The sequence below is a fragment of the Thermodesulfobacteriota bacterium genome, from assembly GCA_040755095.1.
GTDB lineage: Bacteria > Desulfobacterota > Desulfobulbia > Desulfobulbales > JBFMBH01 > JBFMBH01.
This window is the reverse complement of record JBFMBH010000031.1, coordinates 12272-34329: the sequence shown is the minus strand read 5'-3', so window position 1 is coordinate 34329 and position 22058 is coordinate 12272. Positions and strand designations below refer to the sequence as shown.

Below are 22058 nucleotides of genomic sequence, written 5' to 3'. Positions count from 1 at the left end.
TGCCGGTCCTCACCGGCCGCAAGCTGGTGGGGATCGTCACCAACCGGGATCTGCGGTTCGTGTCCGACCTCGACCTCAAGGTGCGGGACGTCATGACCAGCAAGAGCCTGGTCACGGCGCCAGTGGGCATCACCCTGGAGGCCTCGAAAGCGCTCCTCCACGAGCATCGCATCGAAAAACTGCTGGTGGTGGATGAGGCCGGGGAGCTCAAGGGGCTCATCACCATCAAGGATATCGAAAAGATCAAGCGCTATCCCCGGGCAGCCAAGGACGGCATGGGGCGCCTGATGGTGGCCGCTGCTCTCGGGATCGGCAGCGACTATCTGGCCCAGGCGGCCCGACTGCTCCGGGTCGGGGTGGACGCGGTGGTCCTGGATTCGGCCCATGGCCACTCCCGGAATGTGCTCCGGGCGGTGACGGCGCTCAAGGACGCCTTCCCGGCCCTGCCGGTCGTGGCCGGCAACGTCGCCACCGCCGAGGGCACCCAGGCCCTGATCGATGCCGGGGCCGATGCGGTCAAGGTAGGGGTGGGGCCAGGCTCCATCTGCACCACCCGGGTGGTGGCCGGGGTCGGGGTGCCGCAGCTGACCGCCATCTTCAACTGCGGCCGCCAGGCGGCCCAGGCCGGGGTGCCCATCATCGCCGACGGTGGGCTCAAGTTCTCGGGCGATGTCACCAAGGCCCTGGGCGCCGGCGCCCACACCGTGATGATCGGCAGCCTGTTCGCCGGCACCGACGAGGCGCCGGGGGAGACCTTCCTCTACCAGGGTCGCACCTACAAGGGCTACCGGGGCATGGGCTCCCTGGGCGCCATGAACCAGGGCAGTGCTGATCGCTATTTCCAGGATGAAGAGGCCGGCGCGGCGAAGAAGTTCGTGCCCGAGGGGATCGAGGGCCGGGTGCCATACCGGGGCCCGCTGTCCGAGACCGTCTACCAGCTGGTGGGCGGCTTGCGCTCCGGTATGGGCTACGTGGGGGCCGCCACCATCGCCGAGCTGCACGCCCGGGCCCGCTTCGTGCGCATCACGGCGGCCGGGCTCAAGGAAAGCCATGTCCATGACGTGATCATCACCAAGGAAGCCCCCAACTACCGCCTCGGCTGACCCGAGACGGCATCCCTCCGCTCGGCCACACGAGCCGGTACCGGTGCATGGATATCCATAGCGAAAAAGTTCTTATCCTCGATTTCGGCTCCCAGACCACCCAGCTCATCGCCCGGCGGATCCGGGAGCAGCAGGTCTACTGCGAGATCCATCCCTTCAACCTGCCCCTGACTGCGATCAGGGCCATGGCGCCCCGGGGGATCATCCTTTCCGGAGGGCCGGCCAGCGTCTACGATCCGGGAGCGCCGGCCAGCGATCCGGCCCTCTTTGCTCTCGGCATCCCGGTTATGGGCATCTGTTATGGGGCGCAGCTCATGGCCCGGCAGCTGGGGGGGCGGGTGGAGCGGGCCCCAGGACGGGAGTTCGGCAAGGCGGAGCTGGCGGTGGCCGCCGCCGACGGCCTCTTCGCTGGCCTGGAGAAGGGGGCGGGCGGCTATCAGGTGTGGATGAGCCACGGCGATCGGGTGGAGGAGCTGCCGCCGGGCTTTGTCGTCACCGCCACCAGCGTTGGCTCGCCCAACGCCGCCTTCCGCCATCAGGAGCGGTCTTTCGTGGGGGTACAGTTCCACCCGGAGGTGGCCCACACCCTGATCGGCACCGGCGTCCTCCGGAACTTCGTATTCGGCATCTGCGGCTGCGGCCCCAACTGGACCATGCACTCCTTCGTGGAGGCAGCGGTGGCGGCCATCCGCAAACGGGTCGGCAACGGCCGCGTGCTCTGCGCCCTTTCCGGCGGTGTCGACTCGGCGGTGACCGCAGCCCTGGTGCACCGGGCCATCGGCGATCGTCTGACCTCTGTCTTCGTGGACAACGGCCTGTTGCGCACCCGGGAGGCGGAAACGGTCATGGCCTTCTTCCGGGAGAAGGTCGGGCTCGACCTCATCACCGTGGACGCGGCCAGTCAGTTCCTGGCGGAGCTGGCCGGCATCATCGACCCGGAGGAGAAGCGCAAGCGGATCGGCCACGCCTTCATCCGCATCTTCGAGGCCGAGGCGAAGAAGGTGGGCGACGTGCAGTTCCTGGCCCAGGGCACCCTGTATCCGGACGTCATTGAAAGCGTCTCCTTCAAGGGACCGTCGGCGGTGATCAAGAGCCACCACAATGTGGGCGGCCTGCCGGAGCGCATGCAGCTTGCCCTGGTGGAGCCGCTGCGGGAGCTCTTCAAGGACGAGGTGCGGGCCTTGGGCCTGGAGCTGGGATTGCCGGAGGAACTGGTCTTCCGCCAGCCCTTCCCCGGTCCTGGGCTGGCCATCCGCATCCTGGGCGAGGTGACGGCAACAAGGCTTGCCGTACTGCGCCAGGCGGATGTCATTGTCCTGGAAGAGATGAAGCGGGCCGGCTGGTACCGTCGGGTCTGGCAGTCCTTTGCCGTGCTGCTGCCCATCCGGACGGTGGGGGTGATGGGCGACGGGCGTACCTACGAGAATGTGGTGGCGTTGCGGGTGGTGGACAGCCTGGACGCCATGACCGCCGACTGGACGCGGCTGCCCGAAGACCTCCTGGCCCGCATGGCCAACCGGATCATCAACGAGGTGCGGGGGGTCAACCGGGTGGTGTACGACATCTCCTCGAAGCCGCCCAGCACCATCGAGTGGGAGTGAGCGCGTGGACGAGGGCATGAGGGCACGGAACGCCATGAGTGGACAGCACCAGAGGCTCGATGACCTTCAAAGCCACCCCGAGATGGCCGGCCGGCTCCTGGCCAGCTTCTTCGAGATCGCCCAGATCGTCAACAACCGGCGCCTGTCCCCTGACGGCCAGCTGGACCGCCTGCTGCGGGTCATCCTCCGCTATCTGGCGGTGGATCACGGCTCGATCATGCTCCTGGACAAGGGCCGGCAGCTGGTGGTGCGGGCTGCCAGCCGGCCGGTCCTCCTGGGGGTCAAGCAGGGGCTGGACGACGACACAGTAGCCGCCTGGGTGGCCCGTCATCACAAGCCCCTTTTCATCCCCGACATCAGCCAGGACGAGCGTTTCCCGCGGCGGGAGCATGCCTACCGCACCCGTTCCCTCCTGTCGGTGCCCCTCATGAACGGTCCCACCCTGGTGGGGGTGATCAACGTCACTGACCGCACGGGCAAGGCTGATCTCCTCCAGGACGACCTGACCTGCCTTCTGGATTTTTCCGGCATGGTGCTGTCGGTGGTGGAGCAGCACCGCCTCCTCCAGGCGGTGAAGCGGCAGGAGGCCACCCTCAAGAAGCGCAACGAGGAGCTGCGGCGGCACGAGGCCATGCGGGCCGAGCTGGTGAAGATGCTGGTCCACGACCTCAAAGGGCCCCTGGCTGAGGTGGTGGCCAATCTGGACATCCTGTCCTACTCGGTGGCGGACGAGAACCGGGAGTTTCTGGAGGCGGCCCAGATTGCCTGCGAGCGGGCAGTGCGCATGGCCACCAACATGGTGGACGTGGGCAAGATCGAGGACGGCAAGCTCTCCTTGCTTCTGCAACCGGTGCAGGTACCGGATCTTCTGGAAGAGGCCTTGAGCGCTGTCAAGGGGCTGGCGCGCATCCGGGGGGTGGCCTTGACCCTGGACGTCAGCCCGGGGCTGCCCCTGGTACGGGTCGACCGGGTCATGATCCTCAGGGTGCTGCAGAATCTGCTCACCAATGCCCTGGGGCATTCGCCCCACGGCCAGGAGGTCATTCTGACCGCCCGGCTGACCGGTGGCGGCCGCCGGCTCGAGGTGTCGGTCCAGGATCAGGGGGAGGGCATTCCCCTGGAGCACCAGAGCCATCTGTTCGAAAAGTACGCCCGTCTCACCGGTTATCGGGACCATCTGGTTGGCACCGGGCTGGGGCTCTACTTCTGCCGGTTGGCGGTGGAGGCGCACCGGGGTCGGATCGCTGTGGACAGCGCGCCGGGCCACGGCTGCCGGATGATGGTCAGTCTGCCCGTGCACGAGGGGGTGCCCTCGGCTCGGCTGGGAGGAGGCGCTGATGCCTGAGCTCATGTCCCGCACCGAACACCGGCGGGGGGATCGCCCATGAAGACGCCGCAGGAGATGACCTTCCTCATCGTCGACGACATGGACAACATGCGCCGGTCCATCCGGGCGATGCTGCGGCTCATTGGCTATGGCCGGGAGTTCCTGGAAGCGAGCAACGGCCAGGACGCCCTGGAGATCCTGCTCAAGAGCAAGGTGCCCATCGACTTCATCATTTCGGATGTCAACATGCCGAAGATGAGCGGCACCGAGCTCCTGAACCGGGTGCGCGAGAACAAGAAGATGCGGGATCTGCCTTTTCTCATGATCACCGCCGAGGCCAACCAGGAGATCGTCGCCGAGGCGGCCGAGCGGGAGGTGGACGCCTACCTCACCAAGCCCTTTGTCACCGCCACCCTGGAGCAGAAGATCAAGGAGCTGCTGGACCGGGCCGAGCACCCCTCGCCACTCATGGTGTACTTGCGGCAGGCCCGGGACCTGGAGGAGGCCGGCGAGATCGACGGGGCCATCGAGGCCATGGACAAGGCCGCGGCCCTTTCCAGCCAGACCTCCCGGCCCTGGCGGGAGCTCGGTCGCTTGCACCTCAAGAAGGGGGACGTGAAAAGCGCTGTCCACTACTTCGAGCAGGCCACCGACATCAATCGTCTGGACGTCACGTCCTACCATTATCTCGGCCAGCTCTATTACAACATGGGCAACCTGGAGCGGGCCACCCTCAACTTCGCCCGCGCCATGGAGATCAGCCCCCGGCACGCCGACCGGGCAGTCTCCTTCGGCAAGCTCCTGCTCAAGGCCAAGCAGAACGAGGAGGCGGAGCGGATCTTCCGCCTGGTGCTCAGGATTCGCAAGGACGACCTGGACATCAAGGAGGATATCGCCGAGTCCTGCCGTGTCCACGGCCTGCTTCACTTCACGGTCCGCCTTCTGTCCGAGATCCTGCGGGAGGATCCGGAGCGGACCCATCTGTACCGGCCCCTGGGCTTCGCTCTCCGGGCGGTGGGCAACCACGTCGAGGCCGTCAAGCTCCTGGAAAAGGCGGTGGCGCAAACCCCGGACGACGTGGAGCTCCTGCTGGAGACCGCCAAGACCTACCTGGATCTGCGCCTGCCGATCCGGGCCGACAAGTACGCCACCCGGGCCCTGCGCCTCGACCCCCAGAACGCCGAGGCCCGGGAGGTCTTCGACAAATGCGTCTGACACCATGCGGCCTTGGCCCGGCGGGCGTCGTCTGTCCGCTGATCACGGCCCGCGGCTGAGCCGGCATCATGGATGACGCGGTCTTCCTGGTCGCCGTCCATCCCCTGTCCTTTCTGGGCCAGCAGGTGTTGTCCGACCGCTGGTCGCAGTTCAGGGCCGGCCTGCGCACCAGACTGCTCCGCCAGGGCCGGGAGGATCCGGAAAGCTCCGAGGAGCTCCTGCTCTTCCTCTTCAATCATCCCCTGACGGCGATCTCCGCCTTCTTCGAGAGCCTGGACGAGACCAGAAAGGCCTTCGGCTGGCCGGACCACGCCGGTCCGGCGCCGGTGCACGTCATCTTCCACCTGGAGCGCAAAGGGGATGAGCGCTCACCGGTCCGGATCCTCACCTCCCAGGTCTGGGATTTTCTGGAGCCAGCCACCCCGTACATCACCCGGGCTTTGAAGAACCGCTGGCCCGAGTATGCGGACGGCGGCAGCTTTCCGGCGCACACCCTGGACACCGCCCCCCAGGGCCTGTTCCGCCTCCGGTACAGCGCCGGCGGCCGCTTCCGCACCGACAGCCTGTTTCCGCACCGGCGGCTGCTGCGGTCTGCCGGCGGCCGCCTCTGCTTCTACTGCGGCATGACCGGCCACCGGCCGGCCCTGTGCCCGTCCAAGTACCTGGCCCCGGACCTCGTGGCCCTGCCAGAGGCGGGCTTCATGACCGCCACCGAGCTGGCCGCAGCCTTCCGGGCCGCCTTGGACCGGCCGGAAGAGACCGTGCGCACCCTGGCCGCCGGCATCGACGCCGCCCAGCTCCGGGATCAGCCCCCCCTCACCGCCCTGGTGGCCTATTTCGACCTCGGCCGGGTGTTCCAGATTCGCTTCCTCCTCACCCTGGCCTTCACCCCGGGTGCCAACTGGCCCCGCATGCAGGACGCGACCGGGCTCAAGGTCACGAACAAGCAGTTGTTCGTGGGGCTGGACTGCCTGCGGGTGGGCAAATACCGTGAGGCGGGGCAGCTTCTCCTGGAGAAGAACAAGATCGGCCAGGGGGTGGGCGAGTTTTTCGCCCAGATCGGCCTGGCCCTGGCGCATCTGGAGCAGGACCAGGACGAGGCCGCCCAGGCGCGGCTGCGGCGGGCGCACAGCCTGGCTCCCGGCCCCCGCGAGCAGACCTACATCCAGATGCTCCTGTCCCGGTTCCACGAGATCGTCGAGCAGGACCTGGCCAAGGCGGACCACGCCGTGAGCCAGGTGTTCGCCATCAACCGGGACTGCCTGGACGCCTCCTACCGGAAGATCCAGCTGGCCGTCCGCCAGGGCACTTTCGGGGAGCGCGATCTCAAGACCTTGCGGGTGCTGGTGGAGAGCCAAAAGGAGCTCTACTGCGCGGCTCTGATGGATCCGGATCTGGAGCCGGTCCAGGCCATCGTGGAAGACATGCTGACCGCCGTCCACCATGCCACCCTGGCCAAGGCCCGGGAGGGGCTCGCCGCCGCCCGCGTCCAGGCGGAGGATATCGTCATCTGGTTTGGCGCCGGCGACGATCAGGTCAAGGCCAACCAGGGTCTTCTCAGCCGCCTGGAGGCCTTCATGGACCGGCAGAGCTTCTACGGTCTCCTGGAGGTGGCCAGCCGGGCCAAGGGCATGGTCTTCACCTGCGATCGGCTGCGGGAGGACCGCACCGAGGCCCTCAAGAACACCCTCAAGGATCTGCAGGGCCAGTGGCAGGGCATCAAGGCCTACTGGGATCGCTTTCCTTATCAGGGGCTGTTTGGCCAGTTCGGCGACACGGTGAACGACCTGTTCCGGAGCCTGCACCGGGCAAGATCCTTGATTCTGGAGAACAAGGGCCCCGCCTTCCGCGAGGCGAGCGAGCTGGTGAGTCAGGTGGAGGCGGGGCTGGTCGGCTTGCGTCCCCTGGTGGAGCGCATGAACTGGGTGCGCAACGCGGTGGAGATCTGCCGGGATTTCGGCAAACGGCTCCTGGCCTGCGAAGCGGTGCTGTTCTTTCTCGCCCTGGCCGCGGTGCCTCTGTCGGGGCAGCTTCTGCCCGCAGGCAGCCTGGGGGGGCTGCCGGAGCGTCTTCTGGATCCCGGGTTCCAGAAGGAGGCGCTGGTGCTGCTCTTAGGGCTGGTGGCGCCGGTTTTTGCCCTGCTGTGGACCCTGGCGGACATGCGAGGCCAGGACTGAAGGCCGGACGGATCACGGCCCCCGGGTCTGGCCAGGGGCCAAGCGTGGTCGCAGGCGGGCCACCATTTCGGCCAGGGTCTCCGCCTGGGCCGGGGAAAGCTCTTCTTGCATCCGGGCCACCGCCCGGTCGATGATGGCAGCAAGCCGGGGCGCGTTCTCCTGCCGCAGGCGCCCGACCTCGGCGCTGGCCTCGTCGAGGATCGGGGCGATTCTGGCCTGGGTGGCCGAATCCAGATCGAGACGGGAAGTGAGGCGGGACATGATGAGCTGGCGGGGGAAGACACTGCCGCCGGCTACGGCCGCGCGGAACCGGGCCTGGACCACGAGGCCGATCCCGGCGGCCCCACTGGCCGCGCCGGCCAGAAAGGCGGCCAAGAGCACCAGGGTCAGCTGCCATCGTTTCATGGGCTCGCTCGCTCCTCAGGATAGGCCGAACAGCAGGGTCATGGGCAGGCCGGCCAGCTCCTCCAGGACCATGCCGGCCACCGCCCCTTCAATGGACGGCCAGACGGCCAGAAGCACCGCCAGGCCAGCGGCAGCTAGGCCGCAGCCGGCAACGGACAGGGGGAGAAAGAGGCCACCGTTTTCGGCGTGCGGTCGCGGGTGGCCAAGGTCCTTGGCCTCCTGGCGGATCGCCGCCATCACCTTTGCCTGCCAGGCCTCGTCCAGGGCCACGGATGGCTGGTCCTCATACGCTTGCCGGAGTCGGCTCTCCCGTTGCTGCGCATCCTGGGACTTCATGCTCCTCTCCTCCGGAGGCGCTCCTCCTCTTTCGCCAGGAGCTGGTGCAGGCGGCGTCGGGCCCGGAGCGCCCGTACCTTGACATTCACCAGGCTCAATCCCAAGAGGTCCGCCGCCTCCCGGGTCGACCGCCCTTCCAGCACGGTCAGGGCGAGGATCAGGCGGTCGGTGGGGGCAAGCTGATCCAGCGCCCAATCCAGGACCGCCCGGGCCTCCCGCCGGCTCCGGGCCGATTCGTGGTGCTGCCAGGCCACCTGGGCTGCGCTCTCGGCCAGTGCCCCTTCGCCCTCGTCAGAGAGGGAGCCGGCGGGAAGCTCCCGGCTGCGGTAGCGCTCCCGCCAGTAGTCATGGCAGGCCCGCACCGCGATCGCGGCCAGCCAGTGGCCCAAGGACTCTTGCTGCCGAAAGCCGGCCAGTCCCCGGAAGGCCCGGACAAAGGTCTCCTGGCACCCATCCGGCACCGCTGCCGCCGGCAGGTGGCGGGAGACGATCCGGCTCACCGCAGCGCTGTGGCGGCGGAGGATGCCGGCAAAGGCCTCGTGGTCGCCGCCCAAGACCGCGGCCACCAGGGCGGCGTCGGTGGCTCCTTCATCCCGGGTGGTCATGGGTGTGGCGTGGCCGGGGGCAGGCACGCCGCCGGCCACGCCCCTGGCTCTAGCGGCCAGCCCTGGCCGTTTGGCGGCCACCCTCCATCCCCAGACGGCCCAGGAGGGCTTGCCGCCGCTCCTGGCGGTGCGCCAGCCGTTCGGCCAGGATGGCCTCCTGCTCCGGGGTGAGCACCTCCCGGACGGCGCTGGCCGCCTGGCCGCCGATCACCGCCAGCTCCTGGCCGACCGCAGCCAGCCGCATATGGGCCGCCCGTACCGCGGCCTCATCATCCCCGGCAGTGAGCATGGTGTCCCGGAGCGAAGCGGCCGCAGCCGCCAGATCCGTTCCCAGCTCCCGGGCCTGGGGGCCGTACTGGGCCATGATGACCGCCACCGCCTCCTTCTGGTCCGCGGACAGGTCCAGGGCCGCCAGCGCGGCCTGCACCTGGGCCAGGGCCTGAGACTGGCCCACCTGCGGGTCCCGGGTCCAGGCCTGGGCGGGCCGCAGGGCGAATCCCGTCATCACGATCATCAATGCGAACAGGAAGACCATCCTTCTCATGACTCGACCTCCGAAAAAGGGTTCATGGCTGCTGACGTCCAACGCGTGGCTGGGGCCGGCCGGCCTCTGTTCGGAAAGTCGTCGGGGCCAGGAGGATGGTTACAAAAAAATGCGGTTCCCTGAGGGACGGGTGTCCGTGGTAGGCCGGTGCGGTCTAGATCACGCCCTTGGCGTTCAAGAATGGCCCGTATTTCTTGTCAGTGCCCAGGATGTGCTTGTCCAGCCAGTCCTGGAGGAATTTCATCACCTCGATGGTGAGGGCCGGTCGGCCGGCTTCGTGCTGCCGGGCCAAGTCGAGCACCTTCTCGGTCATCTTGGCGTGCTTGCCGGCATGCTCCTCGTAGCCCGGAAAGCCGTGCTGGCGCATCAGTCTCTCCTCGGTGGCGAAGTGGCTGCCGGCGTAGCTGATGAGGCTGCCGAGGATGGTGCCCAGGGCCTGTTTGCCCTGTCCCTGCAGCATGGCGCGATCCAGCTCGTTGATCATGCTCACCAGCTGGCGGTGCTGGTCGTCGATTTCCCGGATGTTGACGGAGTACTCGTTCTTCCAGGCGAGGGGCATAAGAACCTCCTTGGGGGGCCTCGTTGAGGGGGGGGGGGAAGCTCGTCTTGGATGCGGCTTCCTGGTAAGCTTGCGGCTCCGGTCTTACGGACTGCCTTCTATTATCTTTTCTTTCAGCCTGCCCATGCAAGAGCTATCCAAGCGCGCTGCCGCACCGAAGCCGGAACGGCTCCGCTTCGTGCTGCAGCGCTTCCTGATCCACGGCAGCCACTGGCTGGTCTTCGCCCATCTGCCGGTGATCCTGCGCGGCCAGGGGGTCGCGGATCCCAGGATCGGTCTGGTGGTTGGCCTCTTCAGTCTGGCCTCCATGATCCTCATGCTGCCCATGGGGGTCATGGCCGACCGCTTCTCTCCCCGGCGGACGATCCTTTCCTGCGCCGTTGTCCTGTCGCTGTACTTCCTGGGCCTGCTCGTGGTCCGCTCGCTGGTGCCGATTCTGGGGCTGGTGGTCGCAGGAGGGGCCGCCTTCGCCGGTCTGGTGGTCGTCAGCGAGGCCTTGTTCCTGAAGCTCTTCGGCGGCGAAGAGCGGGGCCAGCGGATCGCCTCCTTCCAACTGGCCACCTACCTGGGCTACGGCCTGGGACCCCTGGCCGGCGGCCTGCTGCTCGGGGTCAGCGACCAGGCTGGGCTGCTTTTCGCCGCAGCTGCGCTTGGCGCCATCCTGGTCTTTCTGGTGGGGCTGGACATGCCGGACAGCCCGGTGCGGCTGCCGGGCTTCCGGGAGTATCGACGGGATCTCTGGCAACCGGCTCCCCTCCTTCTCGCGGCCTGCGTCTTTGTGATCGGCACCCACTTCGGGGTGGAGCAGACCTCCCTCTCCCTGTTCATGGTCCAGGAGCTGGGGTTGGGGCCCGGCACCGTTGGCCTGGTCTTCGCCGGCCTCGGGCTGTGGATGGCGGCGATCGTCCCGGTCATCGGCCGCCTGCGGGATCGGCCGCAGGCGCCCTTCCGCTTTGTTCTGGGGGGACTGGTTGTCTCCGGCCTGTTCCAGACCGCCACTGCCTGGGCTTCGGGGCTGGCAAGTCTTCTGGTGATCCGCATCCTGCACACCACGGGCGACGCGGTGGCCCTCCTGGAGCTGTCGGTGCTCACGGCGCAGTTCTTCCCCAGCGCCCGACTGGGCGGCAGCTCCGGCCTTCTTTACGGGGTGCGCACCGTGGCCACCTTCGCTGCCGCCCTGGCCGCCGGCGGCCTCAACCGCTGGCTGGGCTACGGCGGCAGCTTTCTGGCTTCCGGCGCGTTGGTGACCTTTTTTGCTGGCCTTGCCGTTCTTGTCCTGGCGCTCAGCGATCGGGCGCGGGCGGCAGTGGGCTGGCAGCCGGCCCCTCCGGGCCCCCGGCCTAACTCGCCGTGAGCCCGGGGGAGAAAACAGGCGTCTGGAGGAGCAAATTGGCCTTGCGGTCGAGAATGGACCGGTTGGTCCCCAGGCGTCCCCTGTTGGCAAGGGGAGGACCGCCGGCCGCAGTCCCTTGCGGGGCCAGGCTTTTGGGCTGAAGGCGAAAGAAACGCTCTTGCAGCCGGTTACGTGGCGTCCGTCCGGAATCCCTACTCCGGAAGGGGGCTCGTCCCTGTTGATAAAGTTGTCCGGGCCAGTCGGGCAATCGGTCCAGGCCGCCTTTGACAGGAGCATAACATTTCCTTTACAAAGGAGGCCGTCGGGCACGGTCAGTCGCCTGTGCCCCTGGCCATCACGGAACAATTCCCAATCCAGACAAAACCTGCGACCGGGCAGAGCCAGCGAGGTGCTGTCCGGCGGGGCCTGCCGGCGAGACTCCCCGTCACGGGTGAGATCTGTCCTGTTGGCAGTGGGGCGGCCCAGACGGCCGCTACCGGGTGATGGTGCACCCCACCTCTGCAAACGATCATGGCACGAGAGGAGAGAGGGATATGGCGTGGACGAGGGTGAAGGCGATTCTCAAGGACCGGCTTCCTGACAGCACCTACCGCCTGTGGATCGAATCCCTGGCCTGTGAGCGGGAAGCGGACAACCGCCTGGTGCTGGTCTGTCCGGATCGCTTCTCTCTGAACTGGATTGCCGACAACTACCTGCCCCTGATGCGGGAGGCGGCTGGCCAGGCCGGCTGGTCCGGGGAGATCCGTCTCGAGGTGGCCCAAGCGGTGCCGGAGGGCACGGCGGCAGGGCCGGTGCAGCCCTGTCTGCCCACCATGGCGCCCGGCCGGGCTCAGATCCGCACCCTGAACCCTCGCTATACCTTCGAGCAGTTCGTGGTCGGCAGCTGCAACGCCCTGGCCTTTTCCGCCTGCCGGGCCATAGCCAGCGGTGACCAGGCCTACGGACCCTCCCTGTACCTGGAGGCGGGCACCGGCCTGGGCAAGACCCACCTCGCCCAGGCGGTGACCCATCACCTCCTCCAGCATGATCCGGGAGCCCGGCTCATCTACACCACGGTAGGCCAGTTCTCCCAGGAGGTGGTGGAGGGGGTGCGGGGCAGCGGCCTGGAGGGCGTCAAGGACAAGTACCGCCGCCAGTGCGATGTGCTGGTGCTGGAGGGTATCGATCGGCTGCCCGGCAAGGAGCGGACCCAGACGGAGCTGAACGACACCCTGGACGCCCTCCTGGCCAATGGCAAGCGGGTGATCCTGACCGGCAGCCAGTCGCCCCGGGACATCCCCGGGCTGCACACCACCTTCCGCTCCCGGCTGGCCGCCGGCCTTGTCACCTCCATCAACCCCCCGGATGCGGCCACCCGCTGCCTGATCGTCAAGCGCAAGTGCGCCTACGTGAGCCTGGAGCTGTCCGAGGAGCTGGCGGCGTACCTGGCGGAGAACCTGCGGGGCGACATCCGCCAGGTGGAGAGCGCGGTGGTCGGCCTCCGGGCCCGGGTGGATCTGGCAGGCCGGGCGCCGGATCGGCAGATGGTGCAGGAGCTGGTGGCCGATCTGGTGGGCCGCACGCCGCTTGTGACCGTGGAGGCGATCCGGGCCTACATCAGCCGCGCCTACCGGGTGCCGGTGACGGAGCTGCAGTCCAAGACCCGGAAGCGGGAGGTGGCCTTTCCCCGGCAGGTGGGGATGTATCTGGCCCGCCGGTTGACCGACCAGGGGCTGGTTGCCATTGGCAAGGCCTTCAACCGGGATCATTCCACCGTGGTGCATGCGGTGAAGACGGTGGGGGACCTGGTGCGGCGGGATGGCCGGGTGCGGGCCGAGATCGAGCACCTGGTGGAGCGGTTGGGGCGGGACCTGGGGTAGAGGCGCCGGCCTCAGACGTACACCCCCTTGACGGCTGCCGCCTCGCTGGCCTGGAGGTGGCGCTCGGCCAGCTGGCCGGCCACCACCCTGGCCTCTTTGATCATGTCGTTCATGCCGATGCCGTTCCAGCCGAAGCCGCAGACGAAGAGGCCGGGTAGGCGGGCGACCAGCTGATCCCGCCAGGCCACCAGGCCTGGGTGCCCCACTTCCAGCTGGGGGATGCCGGCCTTGGGCCGCAGCACCCGGACATGGCGGGGTGGCTCCGGCAGGTGGATGAGGCGGGCCAGGTCGGCGTAGGTCTGCCGGATGAGCGTGTCGTCCGGCAGATCCAGGCGCTCGGGATGGCGGCGCCCGCCCACCAGGGCCTCCACCAGGACCATGCCCGCCGGCGCCCGGCCTGGAAACATGTGGGTGGAAAAAAGGGCGCCCATGGCGAAGCGCTGCTCCTCTTCCGGGGCCAGATAGCCGAAGCCGAAGGGCACCTGGGCCTCTGGGCCGAAGCCCATGACCACGTTGGCCAGCCGCGCCTCGGGCACCGCGGCCACCGGCGGCCGCCCCAGGGCGGCCAGGAGGGGCAAGGCGCGGTTCACCGGCAGGGCCACCACCAGCTGGCCGGCGGTAAGCACCTCCCGGCTGGTCTGGGCCTGCCAGCCCGGCTCCTTGGCAACGATGGAGGTGACGCCGGTGGCCAGGCGCAGATCCGGCTGCCGTTCGGCCAGCGCCTCGATCAGCCGCTCCATGCCCTGCCGGAAGGAGACCATGGACGGCAGCCCGCGGCGCTCCCCCTTCTTCCCGCCTTTGCGGCTGGCGACCAGGCCGGCCAGCACCGAGCCGTGCTCCCGCTCCAGCCGCCGGACGCCGGGCATCACCGCATCGATGGCCAGCCGATTGAGATCGCCGGCATAGGTGCCGGTGAGCACCGCGTCCACCACCGGCAGCACCCCCTTGCCGAAGCGGTAGCTGGCCCAGTCCGCCACGGTCGGCTCGCCGGCCAGGGGCGGCTGCCACAGATCCCCCAGGACCCGCAGCTTGTCCCGGAACGAGAGGAGGGGGCTGGCCAGGATCCGGGGCGGTGACTGGGGAACCAGGACCAGGCGGCCCCGGCGGCAGATGTAGCGGACAAAGGAGGACAGGGGCGCCTTCTGGATATCGGCGGCCAGGTCCAGATCCGCCAGAAGCTCGCGGCTTTCGGCGACGTTGTCGAGGAAGCCGTGGGGACCCCATTCCGCCAGGAAACCGTCTTCCTGCAGGGTGGCGATGGCACCCCCGGGCCGCGGGCCTTCTTCCAGCAGGGCGATCCGGGCACCGGGCTGGCGTTTGGCCAGGAAGTGCGCGACCGCCAGGCCCGACAAACCGGCCCCCACCACCAGCACATCCACTGCCGCCTCGTCTGCCATGGATCAGCCTCCCGGGCCGAGATGCAGCCGGCCCGTAAGAATCCCGTCCTGCCAGGTCACTTCGATCCAGCCGCCTTGGCGGACCAGACCCGGGTTGATGATCCGGGTGGCGCCGATCCGGTCTTCGCCCCGGGCCTCATGGATGTGGCCGGTGAGGCACAGGGCCGGCTGATGGCTCTCGATGAAGGCGCGCACCGCGCGGCTCCCCACGTGCTGGCCCGAGGCCAGGCGGTCCGTGCGGGTGCCCCAGGGGGGCGGGTGGCTGACCAGGAGCACGGTGTCGGCCCCGGCGGTCTGCTGCCAGGCTGCGGCCAGCAGGCGGGCCAGCTCGTCTTCCGCCAGCTCGTTGGGGGTGGCAAACGGGGTGGGATTGGAGCCGCCGAGGCCGCAGATGGCCAACTCCCCGAAGCGGATCGCTCGGCCGTGCAGGCTGATCCCCTGCTCGGCCATAAGATCGTTCACCTCGGGCCGATCCAGATTGCCAGCCACGGCAAAGAGCCTGGGGTTGGCGGTGGCAAGGGTGGCCAGCACCGCGGCGGCCTCGCGGCGGCCGCCGAAGTTCGTGAGATCCCCGGTGATGAGGATCGCATCCGCCTGACCGATGCCAGGAATGGAGTGGCAGACCGCGGCGTCCAGGTGGATGTCGCCCAGGGCGATGAGACGCATGGCGTGAAGACCTCGCGAAGACCGGCCAACGGCAGCCGGCCGGTCCAGTATAGGAGGGCGACCTGGCCACGGCAACGGTTTTGCACAGCCTGGCCCCGCCATCTGCGGGGCCGCGGCTGCGGCCCTGGCTAGTTTTGGCGTTGACAGGTCCGGCAGGACCACTATATTGGTGAAGTTGTCACGCTTGGAAGGCGGCTGCCCTCTGGAAGGCCGCCGGAGTATCCCTCAGTCAGGAAGGAACATATGGACGACCCTGGACCTAGTTGCCGTTTGTCACTGCTCGCCGCCCGCCGGGGTCTGGCGAGCCCGCTGGCCGCCGGCCTTGGCGCTGCCAGCAGGAGGTGCCGTCCGTAGGGCCCCCTGGGCCCACCCCTTCGGCTCCCTCCTGCCGCCGCCCGGCGGCCTTCCAACGGAGGTGAGCCATGACCAGCCAGACCGCGGCGTCGAGCCTCGACGCCGTCCTGCTGCATGACCTCGATACCATCCAGCGCGATCCCCTGGAGGGGCTGCCGGACGCCACCCTGGCGGAGCGTCTGGAGAACCGGTCGCCGGCCGAGATCTGGGCCATCCTCGCGGAGGTCCCCCGCCTGCGGCGAGCCATGGTCTTCGGCCACCTGCCGCTGGCGGTGCAACGGCAGGTGGCGGAGGCCATCCCCCGGGAGACCGTCGCCGACCTCGTGAGCGCCATGTCCGCCGACGAGCGGGTGGATCTCATGAAGGAGCTGCCGGATGAGGTCCAGGACGAGATCTTCCCCTTGCTGGCCCGGGCGGAGCGGGAGGATATCCGCAAGCTGGCCGCCTATGCCGAGGGCACTGCCGGCGCCATCATGACCTCGGCCTACGTCACCCTGCGGCCGGAGCTCACCGTCGCCGCAGCCCTGGAGAAGCTCCGCCACGAGTGGCCCGGCAAGGAGACCATCTACTACGCCTATGTCATCAACGACCGGCGCCAACTGGTGGGTCTGGTCTCCCTGCGGGGGCTGATCCTGGCCAGGCCCAGCGCCCGGGTGGGGGACATCATGAACCCGGACGTGATCTTTGTCCGGGCCGGCGACAGCCAGGAGGAGACCGCGGCCCTCATCGCCAAGCACGACCTCATCGCCCTGCCGGTGGTGAACGGCGGTGACGCCCTGGTGGGCATCGTCACCCACGACGATGCCCTGGACGTGGTGACTGCCGAGGCCACCGAGGACATGCTGCGCATGGCCGGCACCGATGCCGAGGAGCACCCCGGCGCCTCGATCTTCACCAGCATCCGGCTGCGTTGCCCGTGGCTGACCGTGAACCTGGGCACAGCCATGCTGGCCTCCCTGGTGGTCAGCCATTTCCAGGACACCCTTTCCCGGTACATCGTGCTGGCGGCGATGATGCCCATCGTGGCCGGCCTTTCCGGCAACGCCGGCACCCAGACCCTGGCGGTGACGGTGCGGGGGATCGCCCTGGGCGAGATCGAGGCCGCAGCCGGCTGGCGCACCATCCTGCGGGAGGCCGGGATCGGCTGCGTCAATGGCGCGGTGGTCGGCGTGGTCATGGGCCTTGTGGCCTTCCTCTGGCACGGCAACCCGTGGCTGGGCCTGATCATGTTCCTGGCCATGGTGGCCAATCTGCTGGTGGCTGGCCTGGTGGGCTCCGGCATCCCCTTGACCCTCAAGGCCTTGCGCCTGGATCCGGCGCTGGGCTCTTCCATTTTCATCACCGCCACCACCGACGTGTGCGGCTTTTCCATCTTCCTGAGCCTGGCCACCATGCTGTTGCCCCTGCTCCACTGAAGGCCTTCCTGGGATGCCTGTGAGCCAGCGGCGCGTCCTCATCGTGACCTTCTCCTTCTCCGGCCAGACCCGGGCCCTGGTGCAAGCCCTGGCTGCGGGCCTGGCGGAGGCCGGGGTCCAGGTGGTGGTGGAGCGGCTGCAGCCCCTGGCCCCGCTGCGCTTTCCCCTGGCCGGCATCGCACCGACGCTGGTGATGATGCTTGCCACCTTCTTCCGGCAGCGGCTGGCCATCGCCCCGCTTTCCTCCCCGGCGGCTGGCGACTTCCAGCTGGTGGTCGTGGCCGGTCCCACCTGGTCCTACAGCCCCAGCGGTCCTGTCCTCTCCTTCCTGGACCGGGATGCGCCGGCCCTGGTCCATGACCGGCCGGTGCTGCCGGTCATCTCCTGCCGGGGCTACTGGCGCACCCATCTGGCCTACCTGCGCCGGCGTCTTGCCGCCTGCGGCGGCCGGGTGGTCAATTTTCTGGTGCTGACCCATCCCTGCGCCGAGCCCTGGCGCACCCTGGGCGTCTTTCTGAAGATCGCCGGCCGGCGGCCGGAACGGCATCCCCTCCTGTCCCGCTTCTATCCCCGGTACGGTCATTCCCGGTCCCAGATCGAGGAGGTGCGGGGCCTGGGCCGCTGTGTCGGTGAGGCCCTGGTCCACGGCGAGGACCTGGCCGCCCTCCGCTTGGGTGTCCGCCCGCACCCGCCTGCCGGCAACGCCCAATAACCGGCCGGTACGTTCGGACGGGTGTCTTCGAGGTGGGCGTCCAGGGGCTTACGCCCTTACGCCCAGGCGCTGGGTCAGTCCGTGCAGCTTGCTCAGGGCGCGCTCCCGGACCGCCTCCAGGCCGGTCGGGTCGATGGCCAGCCAGTCCTGCGCCATGGTGGCGATGATCTTCTGGTAAGCGGGATCGGCGTTGGGGTAGTAGCGCTCGATCTTGTCGGCCAGGAAGAGCACCCGCGCCAGCGGTTGACCGGAAGGCGGCGGCAGCCGGTTGTGGTGCAGGATGGCATCCAGGATCGGCTCCGGCAGGCGGGTGCGGTTCTTGAGGAACACCTGACCCAGGCAGGCGTGGACCACCAGGGTGGGATCGTCGGGGCTGAGGATCCCTTTCTTACGCTCGAGCAGGTCCACCTCCAGGTGGCAGTCGGCAGGGAAGGCCAGGCGCAGGAGGACCTCGCCGACGTCGTGGAGGAGTCCGGTCAGGTAGGCGAAGCCCAGCTCGCCGCCGGGGTCCGGCAGGCGGCGGCCCAGTTCGTCGGCCAGGAGGGCGGTGCCGAGGGCATGCTGCCAGAGCCGCTCCAGGCCGGGGAGCCTGGGGTTGTTGTAGAGACTGTGCGAGACGAGCACGGTCTGGACAATGGAGCGCACCTCGTTGAGCCCCAGCTGGAGGATAGCCTCCCGGCAGCTGGTGACCGGGTGCTGCAGGCCGAAGTACGCGGAGTTGGCCACTGCCAGGATCTTTTCCAGGACCGAGTAGTCGGCGGTGAGGGCCTCGGCGATGGCGGCCAAGGTCTGGTCCTCCTGGATCACCTCCATGATGGCCGTCAGGGCATCGGGCAAGGTGGGCAGGAACTCGGTGCTGTGCAGAATGACCTCCAGCTCCCTTTCCAGGCCCTGGCGGTCCATGCCGGCCAGCCGTCGGTGCAGCTGCTTGGGGTAGGGGATGCGGACCCGGAAGGTGGCGCCGCCGGCCGGATTGGCCAGGCAAACGACGTCCCCGGCATAGTGGTGGAGAATGCGGCGGGTGCTGGACAGGCCGAGCCCGGTGCCCGGGCAGCCGGCGATACCGGTTTCGCCCCGGGGACCTCGCTTGGTGGTGAAGAAGGGCTCGAAAATCTTCTCCCGCAGCTCCTCGGGCACCCCTGGGCCGGTATCGCTGATCTCGACGATGTTGAAATCCTGATCATGGTAGGTGCGGACGATGAGGTTGCGCACCGCCGACTGGTGCATGGCCTCCAGGGCGTTCTTGATCAGGTTGACGAAGATCTGGGACAGGTCGGAATAGAGGCCGACCACCGGCGGCAGGCTGTTGGCCAGGGAGACGGTGTTGGTCATGCCCTCCAGCCGCGCGCCCATGGCCACGATCTTGAGCTCGGTGCGCAACAGCTCGTTGAGATTGATCTCCCGGCGGGAGGTCTCCCGGTCCCGGTAGGTCTTCTGGTTGATGAGATCCACCATGTCCAGGGTCTCGGCGGCCTGGCCCATGATGCGGGCGCCGGATTCCCGGATCTTGGCCAGACAGGCCGCCAGGGGCTCTTGGCCTTTGGCGGTGGCCGGCCAGGCGAGCTCGAATCGGTCAAGCTGCTTGGTCAGAAGCCTGGCAAAGCCGCTGACGACCACCAGCCGGTTCTTGACGTTGTGGATGAGCTCTGAAAACACGTGCTCGGCCTGATCGGCCCGCCGCTTTTCATACTCCAGCACCGCCACCCGCCGCAGGCTCTTTTGCAGCTCCAGCTTTTCGGAAATATCCCGGATGGTGAGCAGGTAGCCGGCCGTCCCGTTCCCGGCCGGGACCCGGTGCACGGAGACCGACACCGGCACCGCCCGCTTGTCCGGCCGGCGCACTGTGCAGTAAAGGATCTTCTTCTGGGGGGCCTTCAGGAAGCTGGCCAGCACATCCTCGGACAGGAGCAGACCGATGTCGGTGCCCAGCAGGTCCGTTGCCGGCTGACCGAACAGCTCCTCCACATGACCGAACAGGGCGCTGATCCGGCCGTCTGGCTGCAGGCGGACCAGAACGTCGTTGAGATCCACCAGCAGATCGGCAAGCTCTTCGAGGGGGAGCGTGCGGTCGGCGTCCACGCCAAGTCCTTGACGGCGAAGGCTAGTATTCGATGCCCTTCCGGGCCGGCAGGCCGCGGGCAAAGGGGTGGCGGATGGCTCGCATCTCGGTGACGAGATCGCAGGCCGCCAGGAGCGCCGGGGTGGCGCCGCGGCCCGTGATGACAAGGTGCAGCCTGCGGGGGCGGCAGCGGATCCCGTCCAGGATCTGGACCTCGCTGACAAACTCCAGGGCGATGAGGTGGGTCAGCTCGTCGAGGATCAAGAGGTCGAAACGGTCCTCGGCCATCTGGCGGCAGGCCATCTCCCAGCCAGCCATGGCGGCTTGCCGGTGGATCGCCAGGTCTGGTCCCTGCCAGGTGAAGCCGGCACCGCACCGCTGCAGCGTGATCCCCGGGATCGCGGCACAGGCCTTCTCCTCGCCGGTGGGCCAAGGCCCTTTAAGGAACTGGACGATGGAAACTGCCAAGCCCTGGCCCGCCGCGCGGAGAGCCTGGCCGAAGGCCGCGGTGGTCTTGCCCTTGCCGTCGCCGGTGAAGAGGATGGTCAGGCCGGCGTCTTCCGTGGCCTGGGTTGGGGGTGTCAAAGACAGACCTCGTCAGGGGCCGGCGGATTCCGGCTCCAGGACGGCCACCCGGTTCACTATGGAGAGGATCATCTCCCGCAGGCTCTCCGGGGGGTCGATGAACTGCACCCCCATGCCTGGCTCGGAGATGGCGCCATTGGCATTGATCCAGGCCACCTTGGCAGCCACCGCCACCTCGTGCAGCTCGCCGATGGAGAACACCAGCTGCAGATAGGTGCCCACCGGCAGCGGCCGATCCGTGCACACAAACATCCCGTCCGCCGAGATGTTGGCGCTGTATGAGATCAGGAAGTTGCCGGCATGGACGCAATCCACCGGGAAGCGGGCCGGCACCCGGCGTCGCTCCCGGCGGTCCTTCGCTTGCAGGGGCATGGATCGCTCGGCACCTCGAATGAAGGCTTGGGGCTGCGGTTCTTCACCCAGTAGACCCAGTAGAGCTGCAAGCCCCCTTGAAGTCAAGGGGTTTGTCGGCCTGGGTCAGCCCAAGGGCATTAGGCCTGGCGGTTCGCCACCAGGCGGGCGAAGTGCTCGAAGGAGCGGTCAAAGGTCCCTTCCGCTTGGGCGGGGAAGCAGCAGCCGGGCAGCTGCCGCTGGCGCAGATGGTAGCGCAGGCATTCACAGCACAGGCCTTTCCTGGGGCAGGGGTCGTAGGTGCAGTTGCAGCGGGTCAGGTTACGCTCCTTGTTGCACTCCATGGGATCTGGCCTCTCACGAGCCTCGCCGGCGTACCGGCAGCTGAATGGTGAAGGTGGTGCCCCGTCCCTCCTCGCTTTCCACCGCGATCATGCCCCGGTGGGCCTGGATGGTCTTGAGGGCAAAGGTCAGGCCCAGGCCAGGGCCATAGACCTTGGAGGTGACGAAGGGGTCGTAGATGTTCTTGATCCGGTCCTTGGCAATGCCGCAGCCGGTGTCGGCGATGACCAGCTCGCAGGCCTCGTCCCGCAGCCGGGTGGTCAGGGTGAGCCGGCCGCCGCCCTCGGACATGGCCTCGATGGCATTCTCGATCATGTTGGCGATCGCCCGCTCCAGGTTCTGGCGGTCAGCGGGGATGGCGGGCAGGTCCGGCGCCAGCTCGGTGACCACCTGGAGGTTGGCCGCGGCAGCCGCCACCCGAAAGCCGTCCAGGGCGGCCAGCAGCACGTCGTTCACCGCCACCGGCTCGAAGAAGGTCAGGGAGGCGGTCTTGTAGGCCACCAAGTCACTGACCATCCGCTCCAGGCGGTCCACATCCCGGAGGATGATCTCGAGATAGCGGCGGTTGGGGTCCTCCGGCGCCAGGTTCCGGTACAGGCGGCGAGCAAAGCCACCGATGGACACCAGGGGATTCCGCACCTCGTGGGCCACCTCGTTGATCATCCCCTCCACCGCCTCCAGCTTCTCCTCGGCGGCCAGCTGCTCGCTGGCCGCTTTCTTGGCCAGCAGGGATTTCACCCGTACCGCCAGCTCCTTGAAATCGAAGGGCTTGGTCAGGTAGTCATCGGCGCCGATGGTGAGGCCCTTGACCTTGTTCGGGACGCCCCGTTGGGCGGTGAGCATGAGGATGGGGGTGTAACGGGTGCGCGGATCGGCCTTCAACAGCCGGCAGACCTCGAAGCCGTCCAGCTTGGGCATCCGGACGTCGAGGATGACGCAGTCCGGCAGGGCCTCCCGGGCCTGATCCAGGGCCGACTCGCCGTCGACGGCGGTCAGGGTCCGGTAGCCTTCGGCCCGGAAGCGCTTGACCAGGAGCTCGACAGTGTCCGGATGGTCATCGGCGATGAGGATGACAGCAGGGCGGTCCATGGA

At 68.2% G+C, this 22058-nt stretch carries 21 protein-coding genes; 9 read left to right on the top strand and 12 right to left on the bottom strand.

Annotation, left to right across the window (positions count from 1 at the left end):
- The 5 genes from AB1634_07005 to AB1634_06985 all read left to right on the top strand — a co-directional run.
- Positions 1-1103, top strand: a 1103-nt coding sequence (locus tag AB1634_07005; GenBank protein ID MEW6219274.1) for an IMP dehydrogenase, incomplete at its 5' end; no start/stop codon positions are given.
- 47 nt (positions 1104-1150) lie between these two features.
- Positions 1151-2704 (top strand): glutamine-hydrolyzing GMP synthase, encoded by a 1554-nt coding sequence (guaA, locus tag AB1634_07000; GenBank protein MEW6219273.1) that lies wholly within the window; start codon positions 1151-1153, stop codon positions 2702-2704.
- Between the two features lie 34 nt (positions 2705-2738).
- Positions 2739-4049, top strand: coding sequence for an ATP-binding protein (locus AB1634_06995; protein MEW6219272.1), 1311 nt, complete (start codon positions 2739-2741; stop codon positions 4047-4049).
- A 39-nt stretch (positions 4050-4088) separates the two neighbouring features.
- The gene (locus AB1634_06990; GenBank protein ID MEW6219271.1) at positions 4089-5246 is read left to right on the top strand and encodes a response regulator; all 1158 of its coding nucleotides are present in this window, start codon (positions 4089-4091) and stop codon (positions 5244-5246) included.
- Between the two features lie 68 nt (positions 5247-5314).
- Complete coding sequence (locus AB1634_06985) at positions 5315-7423, top strand: hypothetical protein (GenBank protein MEW6219270.1); 2109 nt, start codon at positions 5315-5317, stop codon at positions 7421-7423.
- Positions 7424-7435: 12 nt separating this feature from the next.
- On the opposite strand, the gene AB1634_06980 is transcribed toward AB1634_06985, so the two are convergent.
- The 5 genes from AB1634_06980 to AB1634_06960 form a co-directional block, all read right to left on the bottom strand.
- Positions 7436-7828: a hypothetical protein gene (locus AB1634_06980; protein MEW6219269.1), complete on the bottom strand. Its 393-nt coding sequence runs from the start codon at positions 7826-7828 to the stop codon at positions 7436-7438.
- Between the two features lie 15 nt (positions 7829-7843).
- A complete protein-coding gene (locus AB1634_06975) occupies positions 7844-8164 on the bottom strand; it encodes a hypothetical protein (GenBank protein ID MEW6219268.1) in 321 nt (106 codons plus the stop codon).
- Complete coding sequence (locus AB1634_06970) at positions 8161-8769, bottom strand: sigma-70 family RNA polymerase sigma factor (GenBank protein ID MEW6219267.1); 609 nt, start codon at positions 8767-8769, stop codon at positions 8161-8163. The genes AB1634_06975 and AB1634_06970 overlap by 4 nt, the downstream gene beginning before the upstream one ends.
- A gap of 49 nt (positions 8770-8818) precedes the next feature.
- On the bottom strand, positions 8819-9313 hold the full coding sequence (locus tag AB1634_06965) for a Spy/CpxP family protein refolding chaperone (GenBank protein ID MEW6219266.1): 495 nt from the start codon (positions 9311-9313) through the stop codon (positions 8819-8821).
- Between the two features lie 154 nt (positions 9314-9467).
- On the bottom strand, positions 9468-9872 hold the full coding sequence (locus AB1634_06960; GenBank protein MEW6219265.1) for a bacteriohemerythrin: 405 nt from the start codon (positions 9870-9872) through the stop codon (positions 9468-9470).
- Positions 9873-9996: 124 nt separating this feature from the next.
- Here AB1634_06960 and AB1634_06955 point away from each other — a divergent pair, with 124 nt between their 5' ends.
- Together AB1634_06955 and dnaA are read left to right on the top strand one after the other, a co-directional pair.
- Entirely contained in the window at positions 9997-11226 is a 1230-nt protein-coding gene (locus AB1634_06955) for an MFS transporter (GenBank protein ID MEW6219264.1), read from the top strand.
- Positions 11227-11759: 533 nt separating this feature from the next.
- Positions 11760-13085 (top strand): chromosomal replication initiator protein DnaA, encoded by a 1326-nt coding sequence (gene dnaA / locus AB1634_06950; protein ID MEW6219263.1) that lies wholly within the window; start codon positions 11760-11762, stop codon positions 13083-13085.
- Positions 13086-13096: 11 nt separating this feature from the next.
- Here the strand turns inward: dnaA and hemG are convergent, their stop codons facing one another.
- Positions 13097-14482 carry a protoporphyrinogen oxidase gene (hemG, locus tag AB1634_06945; GenBank protein ID MEW6219262.1) on the bottom strand — a complete coding sequence of 462 codons (1386 nt, stop codon included), beginning with the start codon at positions 14480-14482 and terminating at the stop codon, positions 13097-13099.
- A 3-nt stretch (positions 14483-14485) separates the two neighbouring features.
- On the bottom strand, positions 14486-15148 hold the full coding sequence (locus AB1634_06940) for a metallophosphoesterase (protein ID MEW6219261.1): 663 nt from the start codon (positions 15146-15148) through the stop codon (positions 14486-14488).
- Between the two features lie 422 nt (positions 15149-15570).
- Here AB1634_06940 and mgtE point away from each other — a divergent pair, with 422 nt between their 5' ends.
- Positions 15571-16917, top strand: a complete 1347-nt coding sequence (mgtE, locus tag AB1634_06935) for a magnesium transporter (protein ID MEW6219260.1) — start codon at positions 15571-15573, stop codon at positions 16915-16917.
- 13 nt (positions 16918-16930) lie between these two features.
- On the top strand, positions 16931-17629 hold the full coding sequence (locus AB1634_06930; GenBank protein MEW6219259.1) for a hypothetical protein: 699 nt from the start codon (positions 16931-16933) through the stop codon (positions 17627-17629).
- Between the two features lie 48 nt (positions 17630-17677).
- On the opposite strand, the gene AB1634_06925 is transcribed toward AB1634_06930, so the two are convergent.
- The 5 genes from AB1634_06925 to AB1634_06905 all read right to left on the bottom strand — a co-directional run bounded on the left by AB1634_06925 (position 17678) and on the right by AB1634_06905 (position 22055).
- Entirely contained in the window at positions 17678-19708 is a 2031-nt protein-coding gene (locus tag AB1634_06925) for an HDOD domain-containing protein (GenBank protein ID MEW6219258.1), read from the bottom strand.
- A gap of 22 nt (positions 19709-19730) precedes the next feature.
- Positions 19731-20273, bottom strand: coding sequence for a cob(I)yrinic acid a,c-diamide adenosyltransferase (gene cobO, locus AB1634_06920; GenBank protein MEW6219257.1), 543 nt, complete (start codon positions 20271-20273; stop codon positions 19731-19733).
- 12 nt (positions 20274-20285) lie between these two features.
- On the bottom strand, positions 20286-20645 hold the full coding sequence (locus tag AB1634_06915; GenBank protein ID MEW6219256.1) for a TIGR02266 family protein: 360 nt from the start codon (positions 20643-20645) through the stop codon (positions 20286-20288).
- A 119-nt stretch (positions 20646-20764) separates the two neighbouring features.
- Positions 20765-20968, bottom strand: coding sequence for a DUF6485 family protein (locus AB1634_06910; GenBank protein ID MEW6219255.1), 204 nt, complete (start codon positions 20966-20968; stop codon positions 20765-20767).
- 13 nt (positions 20969-20981) lie between these two features.
- Positions 20982-22055, bottom strand: coding sequence for a response regulator (locus AB1634_06905; protein MEW6219254.1), 1074 nt, complete (start codon positions 22053-22055; stop codon positions 20982-20984).
- Between the last annotated feature and the right edge of the window lie 3 nt (positions 22056-22058).

What these genes read in the sequence shown, in the direction of transcription:
- guaA (MEW6219273.1), top strand. Translation starts at nt 1,151, where the DNA reads ATGGATATCCATAGCGAAAAAGTTCTTATCCTCGATTTCGGCTCCCAG.
- AB1634_06995 (MEW6219272.1), top strand. Translation starts at nt 2,739, where the DNA reads ATGAGTGGACAGCACCAGAGGCTCGATGACCTTCAAAGCCACCCCGAG.
- AB1634_06990 (MEW6219271.1), top strand. Translation starts at nt 4,089, where the DNA reads ATGAAGACGCCGCAGGAGATGACCTTCCTCATCGTCGACGACATGGAC.
- AB1634_06985 (MEW6219270.1), top strand. Translation starts at nt 5,315, where the DNA reads ATGGATGACGCGGTCTTCCTGGTCGCCGTCCATCCCCTGTCCTTTCTG.
- AB1634_06980 (MEW6219269.1), bottom strand. Translation starts at nt 7,828, where the DNA reads ATGAAACGATGGCAGCTGACCCTGGTGCTCTTGGCCGCCTTTCTGGCC.
- AB1634_06975 (MEW6219268.1), bottom strand. Translation starts at nt 8,164, where the DNA reads ATGAAGTCCCAGGATGCGCAGCAACGGGAGAGCCGACTCCGGCAAGCG.
- AB1634_06970 (MEW6219267.1), bottom strand. Translation starts at nt 8,769, where the DNA reads ATGACCACCCGGGATGAAGGAGCCACCGACGCCGCCCTGGTGGCCGCG.
- AB1634_06965 (MEW6219266.1), bottom strand. Translation starts at nt 9,313, where the DNA reads ATGAGAAGGATGGTCTTCCTGTTCGCATTGATGATCGTGATGACGGGA.
- AB1634_06960 (MEW6219265.1), bottom strand. Translation starts at nt 9,872, where the DNA reads ATGCCCCTCGCCTGGAAGAACGAGTACTCCGTCAACATCCGGGAAATC.
- AB1634_06955 (MEW6219264.1), top strand. Translation starts at nt 9,997, where the DNA reads ATGCAAGAGCTATCCAAGCGCGCTGCCGCACCGAAGCCGGAACGGCTC.
- dnaA (MEW6219263.1), top strand. Translation starts at nt 11,760, where the DNA reads ATGGCGTGGACGAGGGTGAAGGCGATTCTCAAGGACCGGCTTCCTGAC.
- hemG (MEW6219262.1), bottom strand. Translation starts at nt 14,482, where the DNA reads ATGGCAGACGAGGCGGCAGTGGATGTGCTGGTGGTGGGGGCCGGTTTG.
- AB1634_06940 (MEW6219261.1), bottom strand. Translation starts at nt 15,148, where the DNA reads ATGCGTCTCATCGCCCTGGGCGACATCCACCTGGACGCCGCGGTCTGC.
- mgtE (MEW6219260.1), top strand. Translation starts at nt 15,571, where the DNA reads ATGACCAGCCAGACCGCGGCGTCGAGCCTCGACGCCGTCCTGCTGCAT.
- AB1634_06930 (MEW6219259.1), top strand. Translation starts at nt 16,931, where the DNA reads ATGCCTGTGAGCCAGCGGCGCGTCCTCATCGTGACCTTCTCCTTCTCC.
- AB1634_06915 (MEW6219256.1), bottom strand. Translation starts at nt 20,645, where the DNA reads ATGCCCCTGCAAGCGAAGGACCGCCGGGAGCGACGCCGGGTGCCGGCC.
- AB1634_06910 (MEW6219255.1), bottom strand. Translation starts at nt 20,968, where the DNA reads ATGGAGTGCAACAAGGAGCGTAACCTGACCCGCTGCAACTGCACCTAC.
- AB1634_06905 (MEW6219254.1), bottom strand. Translation starts at nt 22,055, where the DNA reads ATGGACCGCCCTGCTGTCATCCTCATCGCCGATGACCATCCGGACACT.